Raw genomic sequence first — 16,924 nt, 5'->3', positions numbered from 1 at the left:
CCCGGAGCGTGGGTTCACGCCGGGTAGCGGCCGCCGAGCGTGCGCGTGATGCGTTCCGCATGCGAGATCAGCAGATCCACCCACTCCTCGCATTGCTCCTGCGGCATCCGCAGTGTCGGTCCACTGATCGTGACGGCGCCGATGATGTCGGCCGCGGAATCGAAGACGGGCGCCGACAGACCGGACGCTCCGCTCTCCCGCTCCCCCGTGGTGATCGCGTACCCGTCGGCGCGCGTCCTGGCCAGCAGCGACCGGGCCTGATCGGCCTCCGTCACCGTCGCGTCCGTCATGGGCTCGAGTTGCTGCGACAGAATGCGGTTCGCGAGAACGTCGTCGTACGCCAGCAGCACGCGGCTGGCCGAGCCTGCACTCAGCGGAATCACTTTGCCCACGTACATGTCTCGCCGCAGCGCGTGGCGCGTCTCCGCGATCGCGACACACACCCGATAGTTCTGCTCGGGCCGAAAGAAACACGCCGTCTCGGTCGTCTCGTCACGCAGGTCCCGGAGGACGGGGTTGACCACGGAGAGAACGTCCAGATCCTTCACCGCCGTTGCAGCCCAGTAGGCCATCCGGATACCGATCCGGATCCCGTCACCGTTTCGGTCCAGAAAGCCCTGCTGCACAAGGTTGGTCACCAGACGCTGCACCGTCGACGTGGGTAGTCCCGTCGTCTGCTGGATCTCACCGAGCGACATCGACGGCCGGTCGAAGGAGAAGGCGTCGAGAATCTCGGTGATCTTGCCCAGCACCAACAACGGTTGCTGCCGCGACGTCGCCCCACCCTCACTGGTCATCAGACCAATCTACGGGGTCGACCTATCGCATCAGCGCAGATCCGACGCCTGCACGCGTGTGGGAGGTGGGCCCACGAACTGCACGTCGAGATCAGCAAGATCACCGAGTTTGCTCATCAGGAAACCCGGGTCGACCAGCCCTTCCGTGTAGACCGCATTCTCGGTCGCGACGCCGGTGATGTCGAAGAACGGTTCGAAGACGTCCGAGGTGAGCATGCCCAGCATGCGCGTGTTGTGGGCGTCGAACGCAAAGCTGTGCACGGTTCCTGCGGGTGCGTGAACGAAGTCACCTTCGGTGAGGAGTCGTTCGGTTCCGTTGGCGTACAACCACACACGTCCCGACAGGCAGAAGAAGTTCTCGGTGTGCAAGCGGTGAAAGTGTTGCGGGATGTACGGCGCCTTCGCTCCGGCAGTCAGCACCGAGAAATACCTGCCGCCGGTGTTGCGGCCGCGGGCGCCGATGGAATTCATCGAATCCGGCCACTCCCGATTGTCGCCGGTATGGGCGCGCAGGAAGTACCCCTCGACCCCGTCCGGCAGTACGTCGTCCCACGCGTCCGACGCTGCGATCATCGGAAGATCCTGCAGCAAAGCAGGTCCGGGCACCAGCACCTGTCCCGTCGTCACCACGACGCCGGCTTTGCCGTCGGCAGAGTAGACGCGGCTGTCGACGGCGCCGCCGGAGGTATGGAGGGCGTCCAGTGCGCCACCCGGCGCGCACCACATCAACAGCTTGGTCTGGTGGCCCAACATCCGATACGCCACCGGCGTTCCCGGCGGAACGTGCACCGAGTCACCGACACCGAGAATTCTGCTCTCGCCCGGTAACCAAAATTGCGCGAGTCCGGCGAAGACGTAATAGGAGCGCTGATGGTCGGCGAGGCTGTGGAAACCGGACCCTGCGCCGCGGGGTCCGAGCACGAACGCCGCGTCGAACAGTCCACCCGTGTCGGATGCACGGGCGATGACGGTCCACAACTGATTGTCGATTTCGTACCTGAGACCTTCACCGCTCGCCACCGCATACGGAACCTGTTCGCCGGGAAGCGCATCGATCACAGGAGCCAGCCCGTGGATTGCATCGAGGTCGGGCGCGGTGTTCATGATGCTCCTAGGTGTCGGGTGAAGAAGTCTCCGATGACGTCGAATCCGAAATCGGCGGGCTCATCCGTGCGGGTGGACCCGTGGCCGGTGAGGCGTCGTGCACGGGCGGTGCCCTCGGCGGCGAGCCTGCCGCTGTCGAACACGGGTGCGTCCGGTCGTCCCGGCGGATTCAGAAACCCATGCTGGTAGCCGTCGAGCAGGTAGAGCTCGGCGTCGACACCGGCTGCCGTCAGCGCATCGAGCAGTCGGATGCTGTGATCGTCGCCGACCAGCACGTCGGCTGTGCCGTGCGAGATCTGAAAAGGAGGAGCGTCCGCTGTCACCTGGTGGATCGGACTCGCGGCGTGCGCGAGTTCCGGGTGATCGACGGGATCGCCACCGAGGAGGCGGCCCTCGGGTGTCGAGGCGGGCGTATCCATCCCGGGCAGTGACGCCGGCGCCGTAACCTCACCTCCGACGAGCGTTGCCGGACCATAGGATTCGGCCACGGCGCTCACCGACGCGTCACCGTCGGTGGCCACCTCCCCCGGCAGCGCCGTCGTTGCGGACGTCAGTCCGGTGAGCGCGGCGAGATGACCACCGGCGGACGATCCCCATATCGCGAAACGATCGGGATCGAGACCGAACTCCTCGGCGCTCGCGCGCAGAAAGCGAACGGCGGACCGGACGTCGTGCAGTTGAGCCGGGAACAACGCGTCGGCGCTGAATCGATACGAGACGCTCGCCATGGCAAGGCCGCGAGCACAGAAGTACTGGTCGAAACTCGGAGCGAGAGTGCGGTCACCCGACATCCATCCGCCGCCGTGAACGAACACGACCAGCGGCCATGGTCCGCCGCCGTCGGGAGTGACCAGGTCCAGCGCCAACGGTCCGCTGTCGCGCTCGATGTAGACGAGGCCTTCGTAAGTCGTCACCGTCACAGTCTCCGGGAGTTCCGGCCGGTGGACCAGGACCGTTTCCGCAACCATCATGTGTCTGAGCCTTATGATCGACCGGTGGACATCACCGCGACGCATCTGCGGTACTTCCTCGCAGTGGCCACCGAACTACATTTCGGCCGGGCTGCGGCGGGCCTCCACATCTCGGCGCCCTCGCTCAGTCAGCAGATCAGCACCTTGGAGAAGAGGCTGGGACGACCATTGTTCGTGCGTACGTCGAGGCGGGTCGAACCGACCGCGGACGGCGTGGCCCTCATTCCCCTCGCTCGGCGGACGATCGATGCACTCGACGCTGTGATCGATTGGGCTTCAGGTGAAGTCACTTCGTTGGTACGTATCGGCGTCATGGCCCCGAACCTTCACACCGATGCCGCATTGTCCACTGCCGTACACCGATTCCCCGAAGTGTCGTGGGAGGTCCACAGCATCGGATTCGCCGACGCGATCGACGCCCTCCGTCGAGACGACATCGACGTGGCACTCGTGGTCTCGACCGATCGGCCCGCAGTCGACGGAATTGCCTCGACTGTGCTGTGGGTCGAACGCCGCGTTCTGCTCGTTCACGATCGGCACCACCTCGCGGGCGCCTCCGGGGTTCGGATGTCGGACATCGCCGACGAGTCGTTCATCGGAATACGGGACACGCTCGGCAGCCGGAATTGGTTTCCCGACACCGTCACAGCGCGGGTTCGGCCCATAGCCAACAACTTCGACGAAGTGTTGCAACTGTGCGCTGCGGGGGTCGGGGTGAACATCGCAGGCTCGGGTTCCGCCGGCGCCTACGCCCGGCCGGGCATCAGCTACGTTCCGATCATCGACGCCGCCGACGTGACGACCTACCTCTGCCGTCGATCGTCGAGCACGGGAGATTCCGTCCATGAGTTCGAGTCGATCGCACTCGAGATCGCGAGCGCCGCGCCGCGGTCCCGGTTGGACGCCGAACCGAACGGGCACACCTGAGCGGTGAACTCCGCCCGCACGACGCTCTCGCACCTCACGAGGTTCGCCACCCGCGTGCGTGGCCGCATGTTCTCGACCGATCTCGCGCTGCTGTCCGCCGGTCTCACCTTCTATTCTGCGATCGCCGTGGTTCCGCTTCTCCTGCTCGGCTTCTGGGCGTGCGCGCTCGTGACGTCGAAGGAGCACGTGATCACGCTGGCAACCGATGTGTCGCAGTTGATTCCCAACGGCATGGGTGCACAACCGCTGGTGGTCGACGTTGCCGAGGCGGGCGCGAACCTGGGATTGCTGGGTGCGCTCGTGTGCATCTTTCCCGCCACGTACTACGGCGAGGGGTTCCGGCGCGTTCTGCTCCGGTACACCCGAGTGACGGAGACGCGCATCGGCTATCGCGGGCGAATTGCCTCTCTTCCCGTTCTCGTCCTGTCACCGGTGTTCCTGTACGTCCTTCTCGAAGCCGGGGCATGGATGTGGTCGACGACCGGGAGTGGTTCCGTGCCCGCGGTCGCGTTCCGGGTGTGGTTCGGCCTCGTCGTTCTCTGGTTGGTTCTCGCGATTCCGATCGGCTGGGTGTACCGCGTGGTCTCGCCGGTGCAGCCGTCGTGGAGATCGGTGGTGATCGGCGCCCTGACGACGTCGTCGATGGTCGCCGGCTTTCTGCAGGGGTTTGTGCTGTTTCTCTGGATTCCTTACGACCTCGGCCGGCCGTTCGGCGGATTGACCGTGGTCGGTGCGGTCATCGCCGTCGGATTCTGGTTGTGGTTGCTGCACGCGGTGGTACTGGCCGGGTGGGCTTTCACCCTGCAGCTGTCGACGACGCGGGCCGGTGGTCCTGCGTCACCAGATCCCGATGGGCGACAACCAGAAACTGCGTGAGCCCGACAACGGCCAGCAAGGCTCCGACGACAGCTCCGATAATGGCCGACAGCTGAGCGTGTATCGGCACGAGCCACACCGCGCACAGCGTGACGATGGTGGTGATCACCCGAGAAGGACGCTCCCACACCGTGATCACCGCGATGTCCGTCAGACCGGCAGCGGTCGCCCGTGCTCGCGCCGTCTCCTGCAGCATGGTCAGCACCGACACTGCGATGACGAGCGGAAGCGGGGCACCCACGACAGCGAGGCACGCGAAAAACATGAGGTCGCAACACCTGTCGGCAACGGAGTCGATCACGTAACCGAAGGACGATTCCTTACGCTGCATCACCGCGACGGCGCCGTCCAACCCGTCGAAAACGGAGGCGAGCAGGACGGCAACTGCGGCGAGTAGCACCCAGGAGCCTCCCGATGCGGTCATCGCCACTGCGGAGACAGCCACGGCCACACCGAATGCCGTCACGACGCTGGGCGACACCTTGAGCCGCACCAACGGGAACGCAATCCGGAACATCACGGTGAGCCACCCGCGCAGGAGCGGTGAGCCGACGTCCGCGTCGCCATGCAGCGCGGACCACCGCGCCAGATACTCGGCTCTTTTCATCACACTCGTCGAACCCGTCCGCGTCGCTGCCGAAGAGCGCGCTCGAGGTCCGTTTGCCCGTTCCGTTCGATTCCGAAACGGCGACGGAAACTTTCTAGACCACGAGACTGAGCAGCAGGACGACGCCCAGTCCGCTGACCGACAGCACCGTCTCCATGATGGACCACGTCTTGATGGTCTGGCCGACGGTCAGCCGGAAGTACTGATTCACCAGCCAGAAGCCGGCGTCGTTGACGTGGGAGAAGAACAGCGACCCCGCACCGACGGCGAGCACCACCAACGACACCTGACCGGAGGGCATGTCGGCAACCAGCGGAACGATCAGCGACGATGCAGTGATCGTCGCGACGGTGGCAGATCCGGTGGCGAGTCGGATCAGGACGGCGATGACCCAGGCGAGAACCAATACCGACACGTTGGCTCCGTCGGCCCAGCGGGCGAGGAGCGTGCCGATACCGGTGTCCACCAGCACCTGTTTGAATCCGCCTCCCGCTGCGACGATCAGGATGATTCCCGCGATCGGCGGCAGACCCGACTCGATGCACTTGGTGACCTCGTCGCGGCCCATCCCCGCGCCCTTACCGAGGGTGAACAAACCGACGATGACGGCGATGAGAAGGGCGATCAGCGGCGTGCCGAGGGTGTCGAAGACTTGCCGAACCGCGTTCGACTTGTCGTCGATGAAGATGTCCACCAACGCTTTGCCGAGCATCAGCACCACCGGCAGCAGAACGCTGAACAGGGTGATGCCGAACGACGGCCGACGCTTGTTCGCCCGGTCGGCGAATCCGTCCGCCTCGAAGGTGTCGGGTGCGTCCACCACGACCCATCTACCGGCCAGCTTTCCGAACAGCGGTCCCGCCAGGATGATCGTCGGTACCGCGACGACAACACCCAGGGCCAGCGTGACGCCCAGGTCGGCCCCGAGCAGTCCGATGGCCGTCAAGGGTCCGGGGTGGGGCGGGACGAAGCCGTGCATGGCGGAAAGCCCCGCCAGAGCGGGGATTCCGACAGTGATCAGGGAGAGCTGCGAGCGGCGAGACACCAGGTAGATGACCGGGATCAGCAGAACGAGACCGATCTCGAAGAACATGGGCAGCCCGATGATCGCGCCCACCAGAGCCATGGCCCACGGCAACATTCGCGGTGAGGCGTGTCCGACGATGGTGTCGACGATCTCGTCGGCGCCTCCGGAGTCGGCGAGCAGTTTGGCGAACATCGCACCCAGGGCGATCAGGATGCCGACGCTGGCCGTGGTGTCACCGAATCCCTTCGAGAACGAGGTCAGAACAGTCTGGACGTTCTCGCCCGCAATGATTCCCACGGTCAGTGCCCCGAAAAGCAACGACAGGAACGGGTGGAGTTTGAGCAGCGTGATCAGCACGACGATCACGGCGATTCCCACCACGAACGCCAGCACCAGCTGCAACCCGGACGCCACCGGTTCCGTCAATGTCGGCGCGTCCTGGGCCAGAAGGGAGATTCCAGTGGTCATTCGACGCTCCTGTCGAGTCCGCTTCGGCCGTCACCGAAAACGTGTAGGAGCCATTCTGCTCACGCGGCGTCCTTCGTGGCCAGCAATTCGATCCTCGGTAGGGCCACGGCCATCACGGGCAAATACGCCGGAGCCCATATCGGCACGCCGAAGCTGAGAGTGCATCCCTCACGCGTGGGGATCACCTCGTGGCGGGTGGCCGGTACTCCGGCAACGCGCCACGCCCATGCCCGGCCGTCGTCGAATTCGGTGATCACGAAGGGAAGAGGCACCCCGACCGGAGTCCACACCTTGCCGCGCGACCCCGATCTCAGGGGCCCGTCGTCGTCGAGGTCGGCCGCCGACACAGTCGGACCCCACACGGGCCAGTCCCGCAGATCGACGATCACCTTCCACACCGCTTCGGGCGGCGCAGCGATATCGAGGTCGACTGTCGGCATTCGGTGACGGAAACCCAGGCGCATTCCTCCGACGATAGCCAAGGGACGCACCGGGACGGACGTCGTCCGGGTCATCCAGCGACGATGGCCTCGTCGGCACGATAAGTCGCCCAGGGTGTTTCACGCAGTGCAGGGCAGTGCTCCGGGGTGGGGTTGTGCGCGATCTCGATCATCTCGTCGAGTGCGTCGCGCGCGGCGGCCAGATCAGCCATCGCGGCGGTGATGCGTTCGCGTTCGGTTGCCATGAGTGCAAAGATCTCGGGGGACGACTCGCCTTTGTCGACGCACGGAAGTAGCTGCAGGACAATACGACTCGACAGTCCGGCAGCAAAGAACTGCTGGATCAGTTTCACCCGCTCGACAGCAGCCTCCGTGTATGTCCGTTGGCCGCTCGGGGTGCGTTCGGACTCGAGCAGTCCCTGCTCTTCGTAGTAGCGCAACGCGCGGGCGCTTACTCCTGCGCGGTCGGCAACATCACCGATTCGCATGCCGGCACCTCCCTGTGAGTCCGTTTACGTCGACTGGACTTGCCCTTGACGTCAACGTCAGGTTCTACGGTAGCGGATGTCGAGGCAAGGAGCCCCGTCTACCGAAAGAAGGCACCATGATCGTGTCCGACCACATCGCCTTCGTCACCGGCGCCAACCGCGGCATCGGCCGCCAGTTCGTCCTCGAACTGCTCGACCGCGGCGTGAGCAAGGTGTATGCGGCGGCCCGCCGCCCGGAGACCCTGAACTTCGACGACGACCGGGTGTATCCCGTGCGGCTCGACCTGTTGGACCACGATTCGGTCGTTGCCGCGGCTTCCACGGCAACAGACGTCACCCTCCTGGTCAACAACGCCGGAGTCTCCACGGGCGCGTCGCTCGTCACCGGCGACCTGAGCGAGATCCACCGCGAGATGGACACGCACTTCTGGGGCACGTTGGACGTCATCCGCCAATTCGCTCCCGTCCTGGCGTCCCGGAACGGAGGCGCGATCGTCAACGTTCTCTCCGCGCTGTCATGGTTCGCAGCTCCCGGCAGCGGTGCGTATTCGTCGGCCAAAGCCGCCGAATGGAACATGACGAACGGTGTGCGTCTGGAACTCGCGTCCCAGGAGACGTTCGTCCAGGGCGTTCTGCTCGGCGCAGCGGACACCGACATCGCCGCAGGATACGACGGGCCGAAGATCGATCCCCGCGACGTGCCGCGCCGCTCCCTCGACGGTCTGGCCGACGGTTCGATCGAAGTGATCGTCGACGATTGGACCGCGATGGTGAAGGCCTCTCTCGCCGGCGACCCGGCTCCGTTCTACGCGCAGATGACAGAGCTTCTGGGTGCCGGCTGAGCGGTGCGACGGGGGTCTCGCTGCGCACACAACATCCGCCGAGCCGGCAGCACCGAATCAAAGCTCGACAGGTTTCGTCGAACGTTTCGAGGGAATCCCCGGATTCGAGTAGCGAGACCGCTGCGCAGACGAGCAGAAGGCACCACCATGACGCAGCCATTGCGCCCGCGAGGCAAGAGCACCCGAATCGGTCGAAAGCCTGTCGACGACATGGTCGAGACTCCGGTGGCCACGGCGTCGTTACTGACCGCACTCCCGAGCGCACGGTTCATTCGACAGGAACAGCGACCCTCGAGCTTCGGGCAGTACGTCGTGCAACCGAAGCAGTAAGGACCGTGGGCGGACCGGGTCGATCCGAGAAGATGGGCCCCCGGCTCGACCCGTGACAGACTTCCACCTGATGACCACCGACCCTCCGTCACTGTTCGCAGCGGCCGACGACGACTCGCGCCCGTTGGCCGACCGGCTGCGCCCGACCCGTCTCGAAGACGTTGTAGGACAGGATCATCTGCTGTCCGACGATGCTCCGCTGGGGCGAATGATCTCGCAGCAGCGTCTGTCGTCCATCATTCTGTGGGGACCCCCGGGGTGCGGTAAGACGACCATCGCTCGGTTGCTGGCCGAACGGACCGAATTGATCTTCGAGCCGTTGTCTGCGACGTTCGCCGGTGTCGCAGACTTACGCAAGGTGTTCTCGACCGCGCAGAAACGGCGGGAAGTCGGGCAGGGCACGTTGCTCTTCGTCGACGAGATCCACCGGTTCAATCGAGCACAGCAAGACAGCTTTCTGCCTTACGTCGAAGACGGCACGATCGTGCTGGTCGGTGCGACCACCGAGAATCCCAGCTTCGAGCTGAACGGCGCCTTGCTGTCCCGATGCCAGGTCATGATTCTGCGGCGCCTCGACGCGCCTGCCCTCGATGCTCTCGTGCGACGGGCCGAACACGCCGCAGGTCGGCCGCTCCCGGTCGATGCCGATGCGCGAGCAGCGTTGTCTGCCATGGCCGATGGCGACGGCCGATACCTTCTCAACATGGTCGAGCAGCTTTACTCGCTGCCTCCGAGCGATGCGCAGTTGCAGGTCTCCGGGCTCGCAGAAGTGATTCAGAAGCGGGCCCCGATCTACGACAAAACGCAGGAGAGCCACTACAACCTCATCTCGGTTCTGCACAAATCGATGCGTGGCTCCGACCCCGACGCCGCCTTGTACTGGTTGGCCCGGATGCTCGACGGCGGCGAGGACCCGCTCTACGTCGTACGCCGGCTGGTCCGATTCGCGAACGAGGACATCGGACTCGCCGACCCACAGGCGGTTCATCAGGCGTTGGCCGCATGGGACGTCTACGAGCGACTCGGATCGCCTGAAGGCGAGCTCGCGATTGCACAAGCGGTGGTCTACCTCGCGACGTCACCGAAATCGATTGCTGTGTATCGGGGCATGAACGCTGCGACCAAAGCCGCACGAGCTACGGGGTCGCTGGCGCCACCGTTGCACAGCCTGAACGCACCGACCCGACTGATGAAAGACATCGGTTACGGGAAGGACTATCGATACGACCCCGATACCCTTGATGGCTTCTCCGGTGCGAACTATTTCCCGGACGACGTGGAGCGGGAAATCTTCTATCGACCCACCGACTTCGGGCACGAGCAGAACGTGAAGAAGCGCCTCGAGTACTGGGCGGAGCTACGCCTACGGTCGACGTCGGACCGGCGCTCGGACGATTGACGACGAATCTCTTGGTTGTGTGCCATCGGACACAGAACGACGTCCCGGTCGGACGCCCTTCTCTCGAATCAGGCAAGCTTAGCGTTACCTAACCACTCATGCCTGAAAGCGATCGACGTGAAACGCACCCTTCTCGCTACAATCGTCGCCGTACTCGCTGCGCTATCGGTTTCTGCCTGCTCGAGCGCAGCCGACAACTCGTCTGCGCCGTCGTCCGCCGCGTCTGCGCCTTCCGAAACCGTCGGCGACTCACCCGGCCCGACCGCCGTTCCGGACGGAATGGGATCCGGTGTCGCAGACGCCGTATTTCCGCGCACGGTCACCCATTTCGCTGGTTCGACCGACATTGCTTCCGAACCCAGAAAAATCGTCGTCATCGCCACCGGCCAACTCGATGCTGTCCTCACCCTCGGTGTCGTACCCACCGGTGTCGCATACGGCGACGGCGCATCGCTGGTTCCCGACTACGTCGCCCGGTCGTTCCCGCAGTACGACGATGAGATGGCGTCCTTCGTCGACGTCGGCAATCGCCAGGACGTGAACCTCGAAGCCATCGCCACGATCCAGCCCGATCTCATCCTCGCGAACAAGGCCGCGTCGGAAGAGAACTACCCGTTGCTGTCCGCGATTGCACCCACCGTTCTCACCGAGGGGACCGGCGTGAACTGGAAGCAGGACTTCCTTCTGCTCGCCGATGCACTGGGCCGGACGGATCAAGCCCAGCAGTTCGTCGACGATTTCGTCGACAGAGCCCACGACCTCGGCGCTTCGGTCGCATCCGCCACTCCCACAGTGTCTTTCGTGCGCTTCACCGCCGACCGCGCACGGGTGTTCGGAGTGCCGTCGTTCGCAGGGTTCATCGCCTGGGACGCCGGTCTGGCTCGTCCGGAAAGCCAGCAGTTCGACAAGACGTCGCAGGACTTCAGCGAAGAACAGATGCACTTGGCCAACGCGGACTGGGTATTCGCGTCCAGCCAGGCCTCCGAATCAGGTTCGACCAGCGACACCTCCACGACCAATCCGCTGTGGACGGGGATGAGCGCGGCACTCGAGAACCACGTCGTGACCGTGGAGGACGATCCGTGGTACCTCAACGCCGGACCCACCGCCGCAACCATCGTGCTCGACGGACTCACCGAATCCCTGACCTGATCTCGATAGTCGAGACGTTTCTCGCCCTCGAGAGAACAATGAACTCATGGTGGACTCGGGTGTCGATCGGTACACGATCGGCGTGGACTTCGGAACCCTGTCGGGCCGAGCCGTTGTCGTGCGCGTCTCGGACGGCACGGAGGTGGCCCATGCTGTTCACGAGTACGCCCACGGCGTTCTCGAGCAGACACTGCCCGGTACCTCCGCACCGCTTCCCGATTCCTGGGCGCTCCAGGTCCCTCAGGACTACCGCGACGTCCTGCGCATCGCCGTTCCGGCGGCACTGAACGCGTCCGGCGTAGCACCGGAACACGTCGTCGGCATCGGGACCGATTTCACCGCCTGCACGATGGTGCCCACCTATGCGGACGGAACTCCCCTCAATGAGGATCCGCGTTTCGCCGACCGGCCGCACGCCTACGTCAAGCTGTGGAAACACCATGCCGCGCAACCGCAAGCGGATCGGATCACGCAACTGGCCGCGCTCAGGGACGAGTCGTGGCTACCCCGCTACGGCGGGCTGATCTCCTCCGAATGGGAGTTCGCAAAAGCGCTCCAGATCTACGAGGAAGACCGCGAGATCTACGACGCGATCGACCGTTGGGTCGAGGCGTCGGACTGGATCGTCTGGCAGCTGTGCGGAACGTACGTACGGAACGCCTGCGCGGCAGGATACAAGGGAAACCTGCAAGACGGGCACTACCCGTCCGAAGAGTTCCTCGCCGAACTGTCCCCCGGTTTCGGCCCGTTCGTAGTCGACAAGCTCGACCAGCCGCTGGGTGAGTTGGGCTCGTGCGCAGGCCGATTGACCGCCGAGGCGGCGGCGTGGACCGGACTTCCGGAGGGCATCGCAGTGGCGGTCGGCAACGTCGACGCGCATGTGACCGCACCGGCCGCCGGCGCGGTGAAGCACGGTCGCATGGTGGCCATCATGGGCACCTCGACGTGCCACATGATGAGTTCTGATCGACTGCAGAACGTTCCGGGTATGTGCGGTGTGGTCGACGGTGGAATCGTCGCCGGCTCCTACGGGTACGAAGCCGGACAGAGCGGCGTCGGCGACATCTTCGAATGATTCACACGTACCGGTGTTCCCGCGTCGTACAGCGAATCCGCCACTGCTGCGGGACAATCGGTGCACGAATACCTCACCGAACTGGCCGGCAACCAGCGCGTCGGCGAGCACGGACTCGTCGCACTCGACTGGCACAACGGCAATCGCTCCGTTCTCGTCGATCACGAGCTTTCGGGACTCGTCGTCGGAACCACACTCGCGACCACACCCGAGGACACCTACCGCGCTCTGCTCGAGGCCACCGCCTTCGGTACCCGTGTCATCGTCGAGGCCTTCCGAGGCAGCGGGGTTCCGGTGGAGGATCTCGTGATCGCAGGTGGGCTCACGCGTAACGCTCTCCTGATGCAAATTTACGCGGACGTGCTGCGAATGCCACTGTCCGTCATCGACTCCGAGCAAGGGGCGGCGCTGGGATCGGCCATCCACGCAGCCGTCGCGGCCGGGTCTTATCCCGACGTGCCCGCCGCTGCTGCGTCGATGGGGAAAGTGCGGCGCCATGCATACTTACCCGACGAATCCCGTTCGCGGGCATACGACGCACTGTTCGAGATCTACCGAGAACTGCACGATCACTTCGGCCGGGACGTCGGCACCATGCGGCGACTCAGGTCGATTCGGCGTGGCGCTGAGAGATAATTTGGCCGGCTCCATTCCGACGTGACCACCAGCTACATCGCTCGTCGCTTACCGCCGACTCCCGGCGAAGCAGCGATGTCCTTCATCCATTTTCGGACTTGGCCTTCGTCGAGATCGGCGAGCGTTCGGATCTCCACACCCCGCGTGGCCTTACCCATTCCGATCGGGGTGACAGGGGGTACCGGATCGAGGAGAGTCGCTCCGTTGATGAACATGAGCTTGACGTGCCCGGCGAAACCGCCGCAGCTGAAGCACCAACCATCACCGACGCCGTAGTACGCCATGCCCCATTTGACCGACCGCGTGAGATTCGGCAGGACGCTGGCCGCGAGTGCATCGACGGCTTCGGCAATGTCCCTTTGCGGCTGCGGGAGGCTGTGGATGTAGTCGAACACCGGTCGATCACCGAGCGCCGCTTTGGCGGCGCTTGCCTTACCGGTCATGGCGGTCGGCAGTGCCGCGGCGTCGTCCGAGGTCGTCTCCGCCCTTCGCTCGACGCGAGGATCGGCAGGCGGTTCGTTCACGGACGTCCCGGCCTCCTCGGTGCGGTCGGTGTTCGCGTCGCGGGACGACCCTCGACGCCGAGCGCTGCTGGCGGTGCGTTCGGTTTCCATGATGCTGTAGACACGATGTCGCCGCGAAACTCATCGCACACACCGTCGGTCGAACAACGGCTGCCCAGTCTCCTTACGAGGCGTGGCCGAAGAGAAACTCGTCGCGCGCACGAATGTGATCCGCGGTTTCCGGGAAGAAGGTGGGAATGCCGAAATCCACGGCCTGCGCCTGAACGTCTTCGACGAACGGCCGTAGGTTCCTCTCGTACGCGTCGAACGCGGCCTGGAAGTTCGGTCCATGCTGTTCGAGCGCGTCTGCAAATGCGGTGGCGCCGATGATCGCCAGTGATCCGCCCATTCCGGCGGCGGGTGAGGCACAGTAGGCGGCGTCTCCGACGAGGACGATGTTTCCATCGGACCATCGGGGCATCTTGATCTGGCACAGCTTGTCGAAGTAGAAGTTGTCGGCCTTCGCCAGTTCGTCGAGCAGAACGGCCGATCGCCCTCCATGGTTCTCGAACTGCTCGGCGACGATGCGACGCATCTGCTCCTGATTGCGGTAGTCGTAGGGTATTTCGGTGTCGGAGTGGAAAGCGAAGCAAACGTCGGTCTTGTCGGTGTAGGAGTTCAACATGACCGTTTTGCCCGGGACGCTGAAGATTTCGGTCACATTCTTGTCGATGATCAACTTGTCCACGATCGAGATCGCGAAGTAGTTGCCGAGAAAGTGACTGAACTGCGACTCGTCCCCGAATTGGAGCTTCCTGACTCTCGAATGGTTTCCGTCGCAGCCGATCACCATCGCGAACTCACGTTCCGCGCCACTGCGGAATTGCGCCCGCACACCACTTGCAGCATCCGACAGGGCGGTAACGGAATCTCCGAAGATTACTTCTACCTCGTCCTCGATCAGCTCGAAAAGTATGCGGAGCAGGTCGTCTCGCGGTACCTCGTAGCGCATCTCCTCGGTGTCGTCGTCCGCCGATGCCGGGGCCATCTGGGCCCCGACCACGTCCTCAGCCGTCGTGAACTCGGTGGACCTGGGCGGCAGGCTGTGTGCGAGTACCAGATCGAATACTCCCATCCTCCTGACGATTTCGACCGTCTGGTCGACGATATCGACAGGGGTGCCACCCTTCTTCAGTCCGTCGGACACCTCCACGAGTGTCACGTGGTAGCCCTGCTTGTTCAACCAGTAGGCCGTTGTCAGGCCGGCGAAACCGGCTCCGGAGACAAGTACGTCCAGGTTTTTCATAGTCGAGTTCCTTGGATCTATTTCGAGGTTTCGGTGGTGGAGAGAACATCCGAGAACGTGCGGTCGAGGCTCGAGAAGGCAACGTCGAGGGTCCGGAGCATGTCGTCGGCAGACGCATTCTGGGGGGAACGGTCCAGCACACTCGACCCGATCTGGTCGTAAATCGCTTGTATGACAGCGACTATGGCCGCGCAGTGCGAGAGTGCAACGACCTTCGCCAGCTCTGGCGTTGTGGCGACGACGGCTTCGGTCATGACCTCGACCTGGCGCTCCCGCTCCTCCAGCGTGAATCGTCGCAAAACACCACTTTCGACGCTCTGCGCCGGGAACTGGCCGCGAGCGAGATCGAGGTCGGTGTGTCGGTATCGCTCGATATCGGCCTCGACGAGCGGCCCTAGAGCAGCGGCCGGAGAGCAGCCCGGACGCCGTTGCCGCACGGCGTCGCGATACATCTCGCGAAATTGCTCGGCCCGATCGAGAACCAGGTCCTGTTTAGCCGAGAAGTAGTTGTACACAGTCTGATCGGAGACATCCGAAGCCATTGCGACGTCGAACATGGTGACGGCGTCGTATCCCCGCTCGGCGAACAGCGCAGCGGCCGCATCGGCGATGCGTTCGCGGGTCTGCGCCTTCTTGCGATCGCGAAGGCCTCCGCTCTTGGTCATGAAGTTAGAGTAACACCAACTTTTGGCACTACCAACGTTTATGCTTTCATGCGGGGCCGGAGCGCCTACTCCCGTAGCGGTTGGACGGGAATCTGGCACAAGGGCCGCACAGCTGTGCGGGACATCCCGCTTGAGACCGGGGCTCTGAAATCGCCGCCAGGTCCCGAACAGCACGAAAGCCCCCCACCTGGACAGGTGAGAGGCTTTTGGTGCTCCCCCATCTGGACTTGAACCAGAAACCTTCGATTAACAGACAGTCCCGACGTGTTCGAGGGGGATCGGGATGAGTCGTAGAAGTACGCCTGAACGGGGCGTTTCGGTCGCGGCCGGCCGTGCCCATTCACGAGCGTTCGTACCTGTCTGTGACACCGCGGTGACACCCGTGATCCGCTGAACGATCACGAACGATGGCCGACGGCGTTTGCCTGAGCACGAGTACAGGGCATGACATTCGTCATGGCCCGCAGATGATGTTGTAACTGGTTCCGATGTCTGCCTGCACTGTTGTTCACCTCTCGCCGAGACGACAGTAAGAACTGCACGAGCCAACCACAGCATCGACGAGGAGGGCACCATGATAATGCCGGAATCGACATCAGCCGACGGGCACGAGCAGCAGACAGTCCAAGATGACAAGGCCATCGAGAAGGTAGATGCCACACAGCTTCTGCTCGACAACCTAGGCGGAACCAGTGGGATGATCTATACCGCGATTCCGGTCGTGGCATTCGTCACCGCCAGCGCTCTGGTGGCCCTTCCGATCGCCGTCGGCGTCGCGATCGCCATCGCTCTGGTAGTCACTGTTCTTCGTCTCAAGCGAGGCGAGCCGATCGCTCAGGCCAGTGGCGGACTATTGGGCGTTGTCGTTGCAGGCGGTGTCGCCGCCTGGACCGGGTCGGCAGGTGGCTATTTCCTCATTGGGATCTGGCTGAGCTTGGGCGGCGCGGCTCTGATGCTGATCTCCATACTTGCCCGACGACCGTTGACCGGACTGCTGTGGAATGCGCTGCACGGCAACGAGTACGCCTGGCGATCTTCTCGCTCGGTTGTCCGCGCCCACTACACCGCGACGACGACCTTCGTCGTATTGTTCGGCGCTCGCTACGTCGTCCAAGACTGGCTGTACGACACTGACGCCACCGGGTGGCTCGCGTTCGCCCGGATCGCGATGGGCACCCCGTTGCTCGCACTGGCAATACTCGTCACTGTCTGGGCCTTCCGCCGCTCCACAGCGCAGTTGGTTCACTCGAACCCCGCGTAGACGCTGCTGGACGAGTTGACTCTTGACTATGCCGTTGGGTCACAGTCGAC

17 protein-coding genes and 1 pseudogene are annotated in these 16,924 nt (G+C 63.9%); 8 read left to right on the top strand and 10 right to left on the bottom strand.

The window, feature by feature from the left end; all coding sequences use genetic code 11:
• Nucleotides 1-14 precede the first annotated feature (14 nt).
• From IEW02_RS08580 to IEW02_RS08570, 3 genes are read right to left on the bottom strand one after another with little or no spacing between them, the layout of a single operon-like run.
• On the bottom strand, nt 15-797 hold the full coding sequence (locus IEW02_RS08580) for an IclR family transcriptional regulator (RefSeq protein WP_188544391.1): 783 nt from the start codon (nt 795-797) through the stop codon (nt 15-17).
• A gap of 30 nt (nt 798-827) precedes the next feature.
• Nucleotides 828-1,901 carry a quercetin 2,3-dioxygenase gene (locus IEW02_RS08575; protein ID WP_188544390.1) on the bottom strand — a complete coding sequence of 358 codons (1,074 nt, stop codon included), beginning with the start codon at nt 1,899-1,901 and terminating at the stop codon, nt 828-830.
• Nucleotides 1,898-2,815 (bottom strand): alpha/beta hydrolase, encoded by a 918-nt coding sequence (locus tag IEW02_RS08570; RefSeq protein ID WP_229745900.1) that lies wholly within the window; start codon nt 2,813-2,815, stop codon nt 1,898-1,900. The genes IEW02_RS08575 and IEW02_RS08570 overlap by 4 nt, the downstream gene beginning before the upstream one ends.
• An 81-nt stretch (nt 2,816-2,896) precedes the next feature.
• Here IEW02_RS08570 and IEW02_RS08565 point away from each other — a divergent pair, with 81 nt between their 5' ends.
• Both IEW02_RS08565 and IEW02_RS08560 read left to right on the top strand, forming a co-directional pair.
• Nucleotides 2,897-3,799 carry a LysR family transcriptional regulator gene (locus IEW02_RS08565; protein ID WP_188544389.1) on the top strand — a complete coding sequence of 301 codons (903 nt, stop codon included), beginning with the start codon at nt 2,897-2,899 and terminating at the stop codon, nt 3,797-3,799.
• 3 nt (nt 3,800-3,802) lie between these two features.
• Nucleotides 3,803-4,675, top strand: coding sequence for a YihY/virulence factor BrkB family protein (locus tag IEW02_RS08560; protein WP_188544388.1), 873 nt, complete (start codon nt 3,803-3,805; stop codon nt 4,673-4,675).
• On the opposite strand, the gene IEW02_RS08555 is transcribed toward IEW02_RS08560, so the two are convergent.
• The 4 genes from IEW02_RS08555 to IEW02_RS08540 form a co-directional block, all read right to left on the bottom strand.
• Nucleotides 4,596-5,282: a CDP-alcohol phosphatidyltransferase family protein gene (locus tag IEW02_RS08555; protein WP_188544387.1), complete on the bottom strand. Its 687-nt coding sequence runs from the start codon at nt 5,280-5,282 to the stop codon at nt 4,596-4,598. The two genes, IEW02_RS08560 and IEW02_RS08555, sit on opposite strands and share 80 nt — an antisense overlap.
• A 94-nt stretch (nt 5,283-5,376) precedes the next feature.
• The gene (locus IEW02_RS08550; RefSeq protein ID WP_188544386.1) at nt 5,377-6,777 is read right to left on the bottom strand and encodes a GntP family permease; all 1,401 of its coding nucleotides are present in this window, start codon (nt 6,775-6,777) and stop codon (nt 5,377-5,379) included.
• A gap of 59 nt (nt 6,778-6,836) precedes the next feature.
• Nucleotides 6,837-7,217, bottom strand: a complete 381-nt coding sequence (locus IEW02_RS08545) for an SRPBCC family protein (RefSeq protein WP_229745899.1) — start codon at nt 7,215-7,217, stop codon at nt 6,837-6,839.
• A 71-nt stretch (nt 7,218-7,288) separates the two neighbouring features.
• Nucleotides 7,289-7,705 (bottom strand): MerR family transcriptional regulator, encoded by a 417-nt coding sequence (locus tag IEW02_RS08540; RefSeq protein WP_188544385.1) that lies wholly within the window; start codon nt 7,703-7,705, stop codon nt 7,289-7,291.
• A 116-nt stretch (nt 7,706-7,821) separates the two neighbouring features.
• On the opposite strand from IEW02_RS08540, the gene IEW02_RS08535 reads away from it, so the two are divergent.
• From IEW02_RS08535 to araB, 5 genes and pseudogenes are all read left to right on the top strand, one after another.
• Entirely contained in the window at nt 7,822-8,547 is a 726-nt protein-coding gene (locus IEW02_RS08535) for an SDR family oxidoreductase (RefSeq protein WP_188544384.1), read from the top strand.
• A 147-nt stretch (nt 8,548-8,694) separates the two neighbouring features.
• On the top strand, nt 8,695-8,877 hold the full coding sequence (locus IEW02_RS08530; protein WP_188544383.1) for a hypothetical protein: 183 nt from the start codon (nt 8,695-8,697) through the stop codon (nt 8,875-8,877).
• Between the two features lie 70 nt (nt 8,878-8,947).
• Complete coding sequence (locus IEW02_RS08525) at nt 8,948-10,276, top strand: replication-associated recombination protein A (protein ID WP_188544382.1); 1,329 nt, start codon at nt 8,948-8,950, stop codon at nt 10,274-10,276.
• Nucleotides 10,277-10,393: 117 nt separating this feature from the next.
• Nucleotides 10,394-11,428 carry an ABC transporter substrate-binding protein gene (locus IEW02_RS08520; RefSeq protein WP_229745898.1) on the top strand — a complete coding sequence of 345 codons (1,035 nt, stop codon included), beginning with the start codon at nt 10,394-10,396 and terminating at the stop codon, nt 11,426-11,428.
• A 46-nt stretch (nt 11,429-11,474) separates the two neighbouring features.
• Nucleotides 11,475-13,139: pseudogene (gene araB / locus IEW02_RS08515) on the top strand (ribulokinase).
• Nucleotides 13,140-13,171: 32 nt separating this feature from the next.
• Here the strand turns inward: araB and IEW02_RS08510 are convergent.
• From IEW02_RS08510 to IEW02_RS08500, 3 genes are all read right to left on the bottom strand, one after another.
• The gene (locus IEW02_RS08510) at nt 13,172-13,753 is read right to left on the bottom strand and encodes a DUF1801 domain-containing protein (protein WP_188544381.1); all 582 of its coding nucleotides are present in this window, start codon (nt 13,751-13,753) and stop codon (nt 13,172-13,174) included.
• Nucleotides 13,754-13,826: 73 nt separating this feature from the next.
• Nucleotides 13,827-14,948, bottom strand: coding sequence for an FAD-dependent monooxygenase (locus IEW02_RS08505; protein WP_188544380.1), 1,122 nt, complete (start codon nt 14,946-14,948; stop codon nt 13,827-13,829).
• Between the two features lie 17 nt (nt 14,949-14,965).
• Nucleotides 14,966-15,613 carry a TetR/AcrR family transcriptional regulator gene (locus tag IEW02_RS08500; protein WP_188544379.1) on the bottom strand — a complete coding sequence of 216 codons (648 nt, stop codon included), beginning with the start codon at nt 15,611-15,613 and terminating at the stop codon, nt 14,966-14,968.
• Nucleotides 15,614-16,187: 574 nt separating this feature from the next.
• Here IEW02_RS08500 and IEW02_RS08495 point away from each other — a divergent pair.
• Entirely contained in the window at nt 16,188-16,874 is a 687-nt protein-coding gene (locus IEW02_RS08495) for a DUF3159 domain-containing protein (RefSeq protein ID WP_188544378.1), read from the top strand.
• The last annotated feature ends 50 nt before the right edge of the window (nt 16,875-16,924 follow it).

The organism is Rhodococcoides trifolii (assembly GCF_014635345.1).
GTDB classification, from domain to species: Bacteria; Actinomycetota; Actinomycetes; order Mycobacteriales; family Mycobacteriaceae; genus Rhodococcoides; species Rhodococcoides trifolii.
Note: the sequence above shows the minus strand (reverse complement) of the source record. Positions and strands in the feature narration are given on the sequence as shown.

Excerpts from the sequence above, each read along its gene's own strand:
- IEW02_RS08495 (WP_188544378.1), top strand. The coding sequence starts at position 16,188 with ATGATAATGCCGGAATCGACATCAGCCGACGGGCACGAGCAGCAGACA.
- IEW02_RS08555 (WP_188544387.1), bottom strand. The coding sequence starts at position 5,282 with ATGAAAAGAGCCGAGTATCTGGCGCGGTGGTCCGCGCTGCATGGCGAC.
- IEW02_RS08545 (WP_229745899.1), bottom strand. The coding sequence starts at position 7,217 with ATGCCGACAGTCGACCTCGATATCGCTGCGCCGCCCGAAGCGGTGTGG.
- IEW02_RS08580 (WP_188544391.1), bottom strand. The coding sequence starts at position 797 with ATGACCAGTGAGGGTGGGGCGACGTCGCGGCAGCAACCGTTGTTGGTG.
- IEW02_RS08575 (WP_188544390.1), bottom strand. The coding sequence starts at position 1,901 with ATGAACACCGCGCCCGACCTCGATGCAATCCACGGGCTGGCTCCTGTG.
- IEW02_RS08530 (WP_188544383.1), top strand. The coding sequence starts at position 8,695 with ATGACGCAGCCATTGCGCCCGCGAGGCAAGAGCACCCGAATCGGTCGA.
- IEW02_RS08510 (WP_188544381.1), bottom strand. The coding sequence starts at position 13,753 with ATGGAAACCGAACGCACCGCCAGCAGCGCTCGGCGTCGAGGGTCGTCC.
- IEW02_RS08540 (WP_188544385.1), bottom strand. The coding sequence starts at position 7,705 with ATGCGAATCGGTGATGTTGCCGACCGCGCAGGAGTAAGCGCCCGCGCG.
- IEW02_RS08505 (WP_188544380.1), bottom strand. The coding sequence starts at position 14,948 with ATGAAAAACCTGGACGTACTTGTCTCCGGAGCCGGTTTCGCCGGCCTG.
- IEW02_RS08525 (WP_188544382.1), top strand. The coding sequence starts at position 8,948 with ATGACCACCGACCCTCCGTCACTGTTCGCAGCGGCCGACGACGACTCG.
- IEW02_RS08500 (WP_188544379.1), bottom strand. The coding sequence starts at position 15,613 with ATGACCAAGAGCGGAGGCCTTCGCGATCGCAAGAAGGCGCAGACCCGC.
- IEW02_RS08535 (WP_188544384.1), top strand. The coding sequence starts at position 7,822 with ATGATCGTGTCCGACCACATCGCCTTCGTCACCGGCGCCAACCGCGGC.
- IEW02_RS08550 (WP_188544386.1), bottom strand. The coding sequence starts at position 6,777 with ATGACCACTGGAATCTCCCTTCTGGCCCAGGACGCGCCGACATTGACG.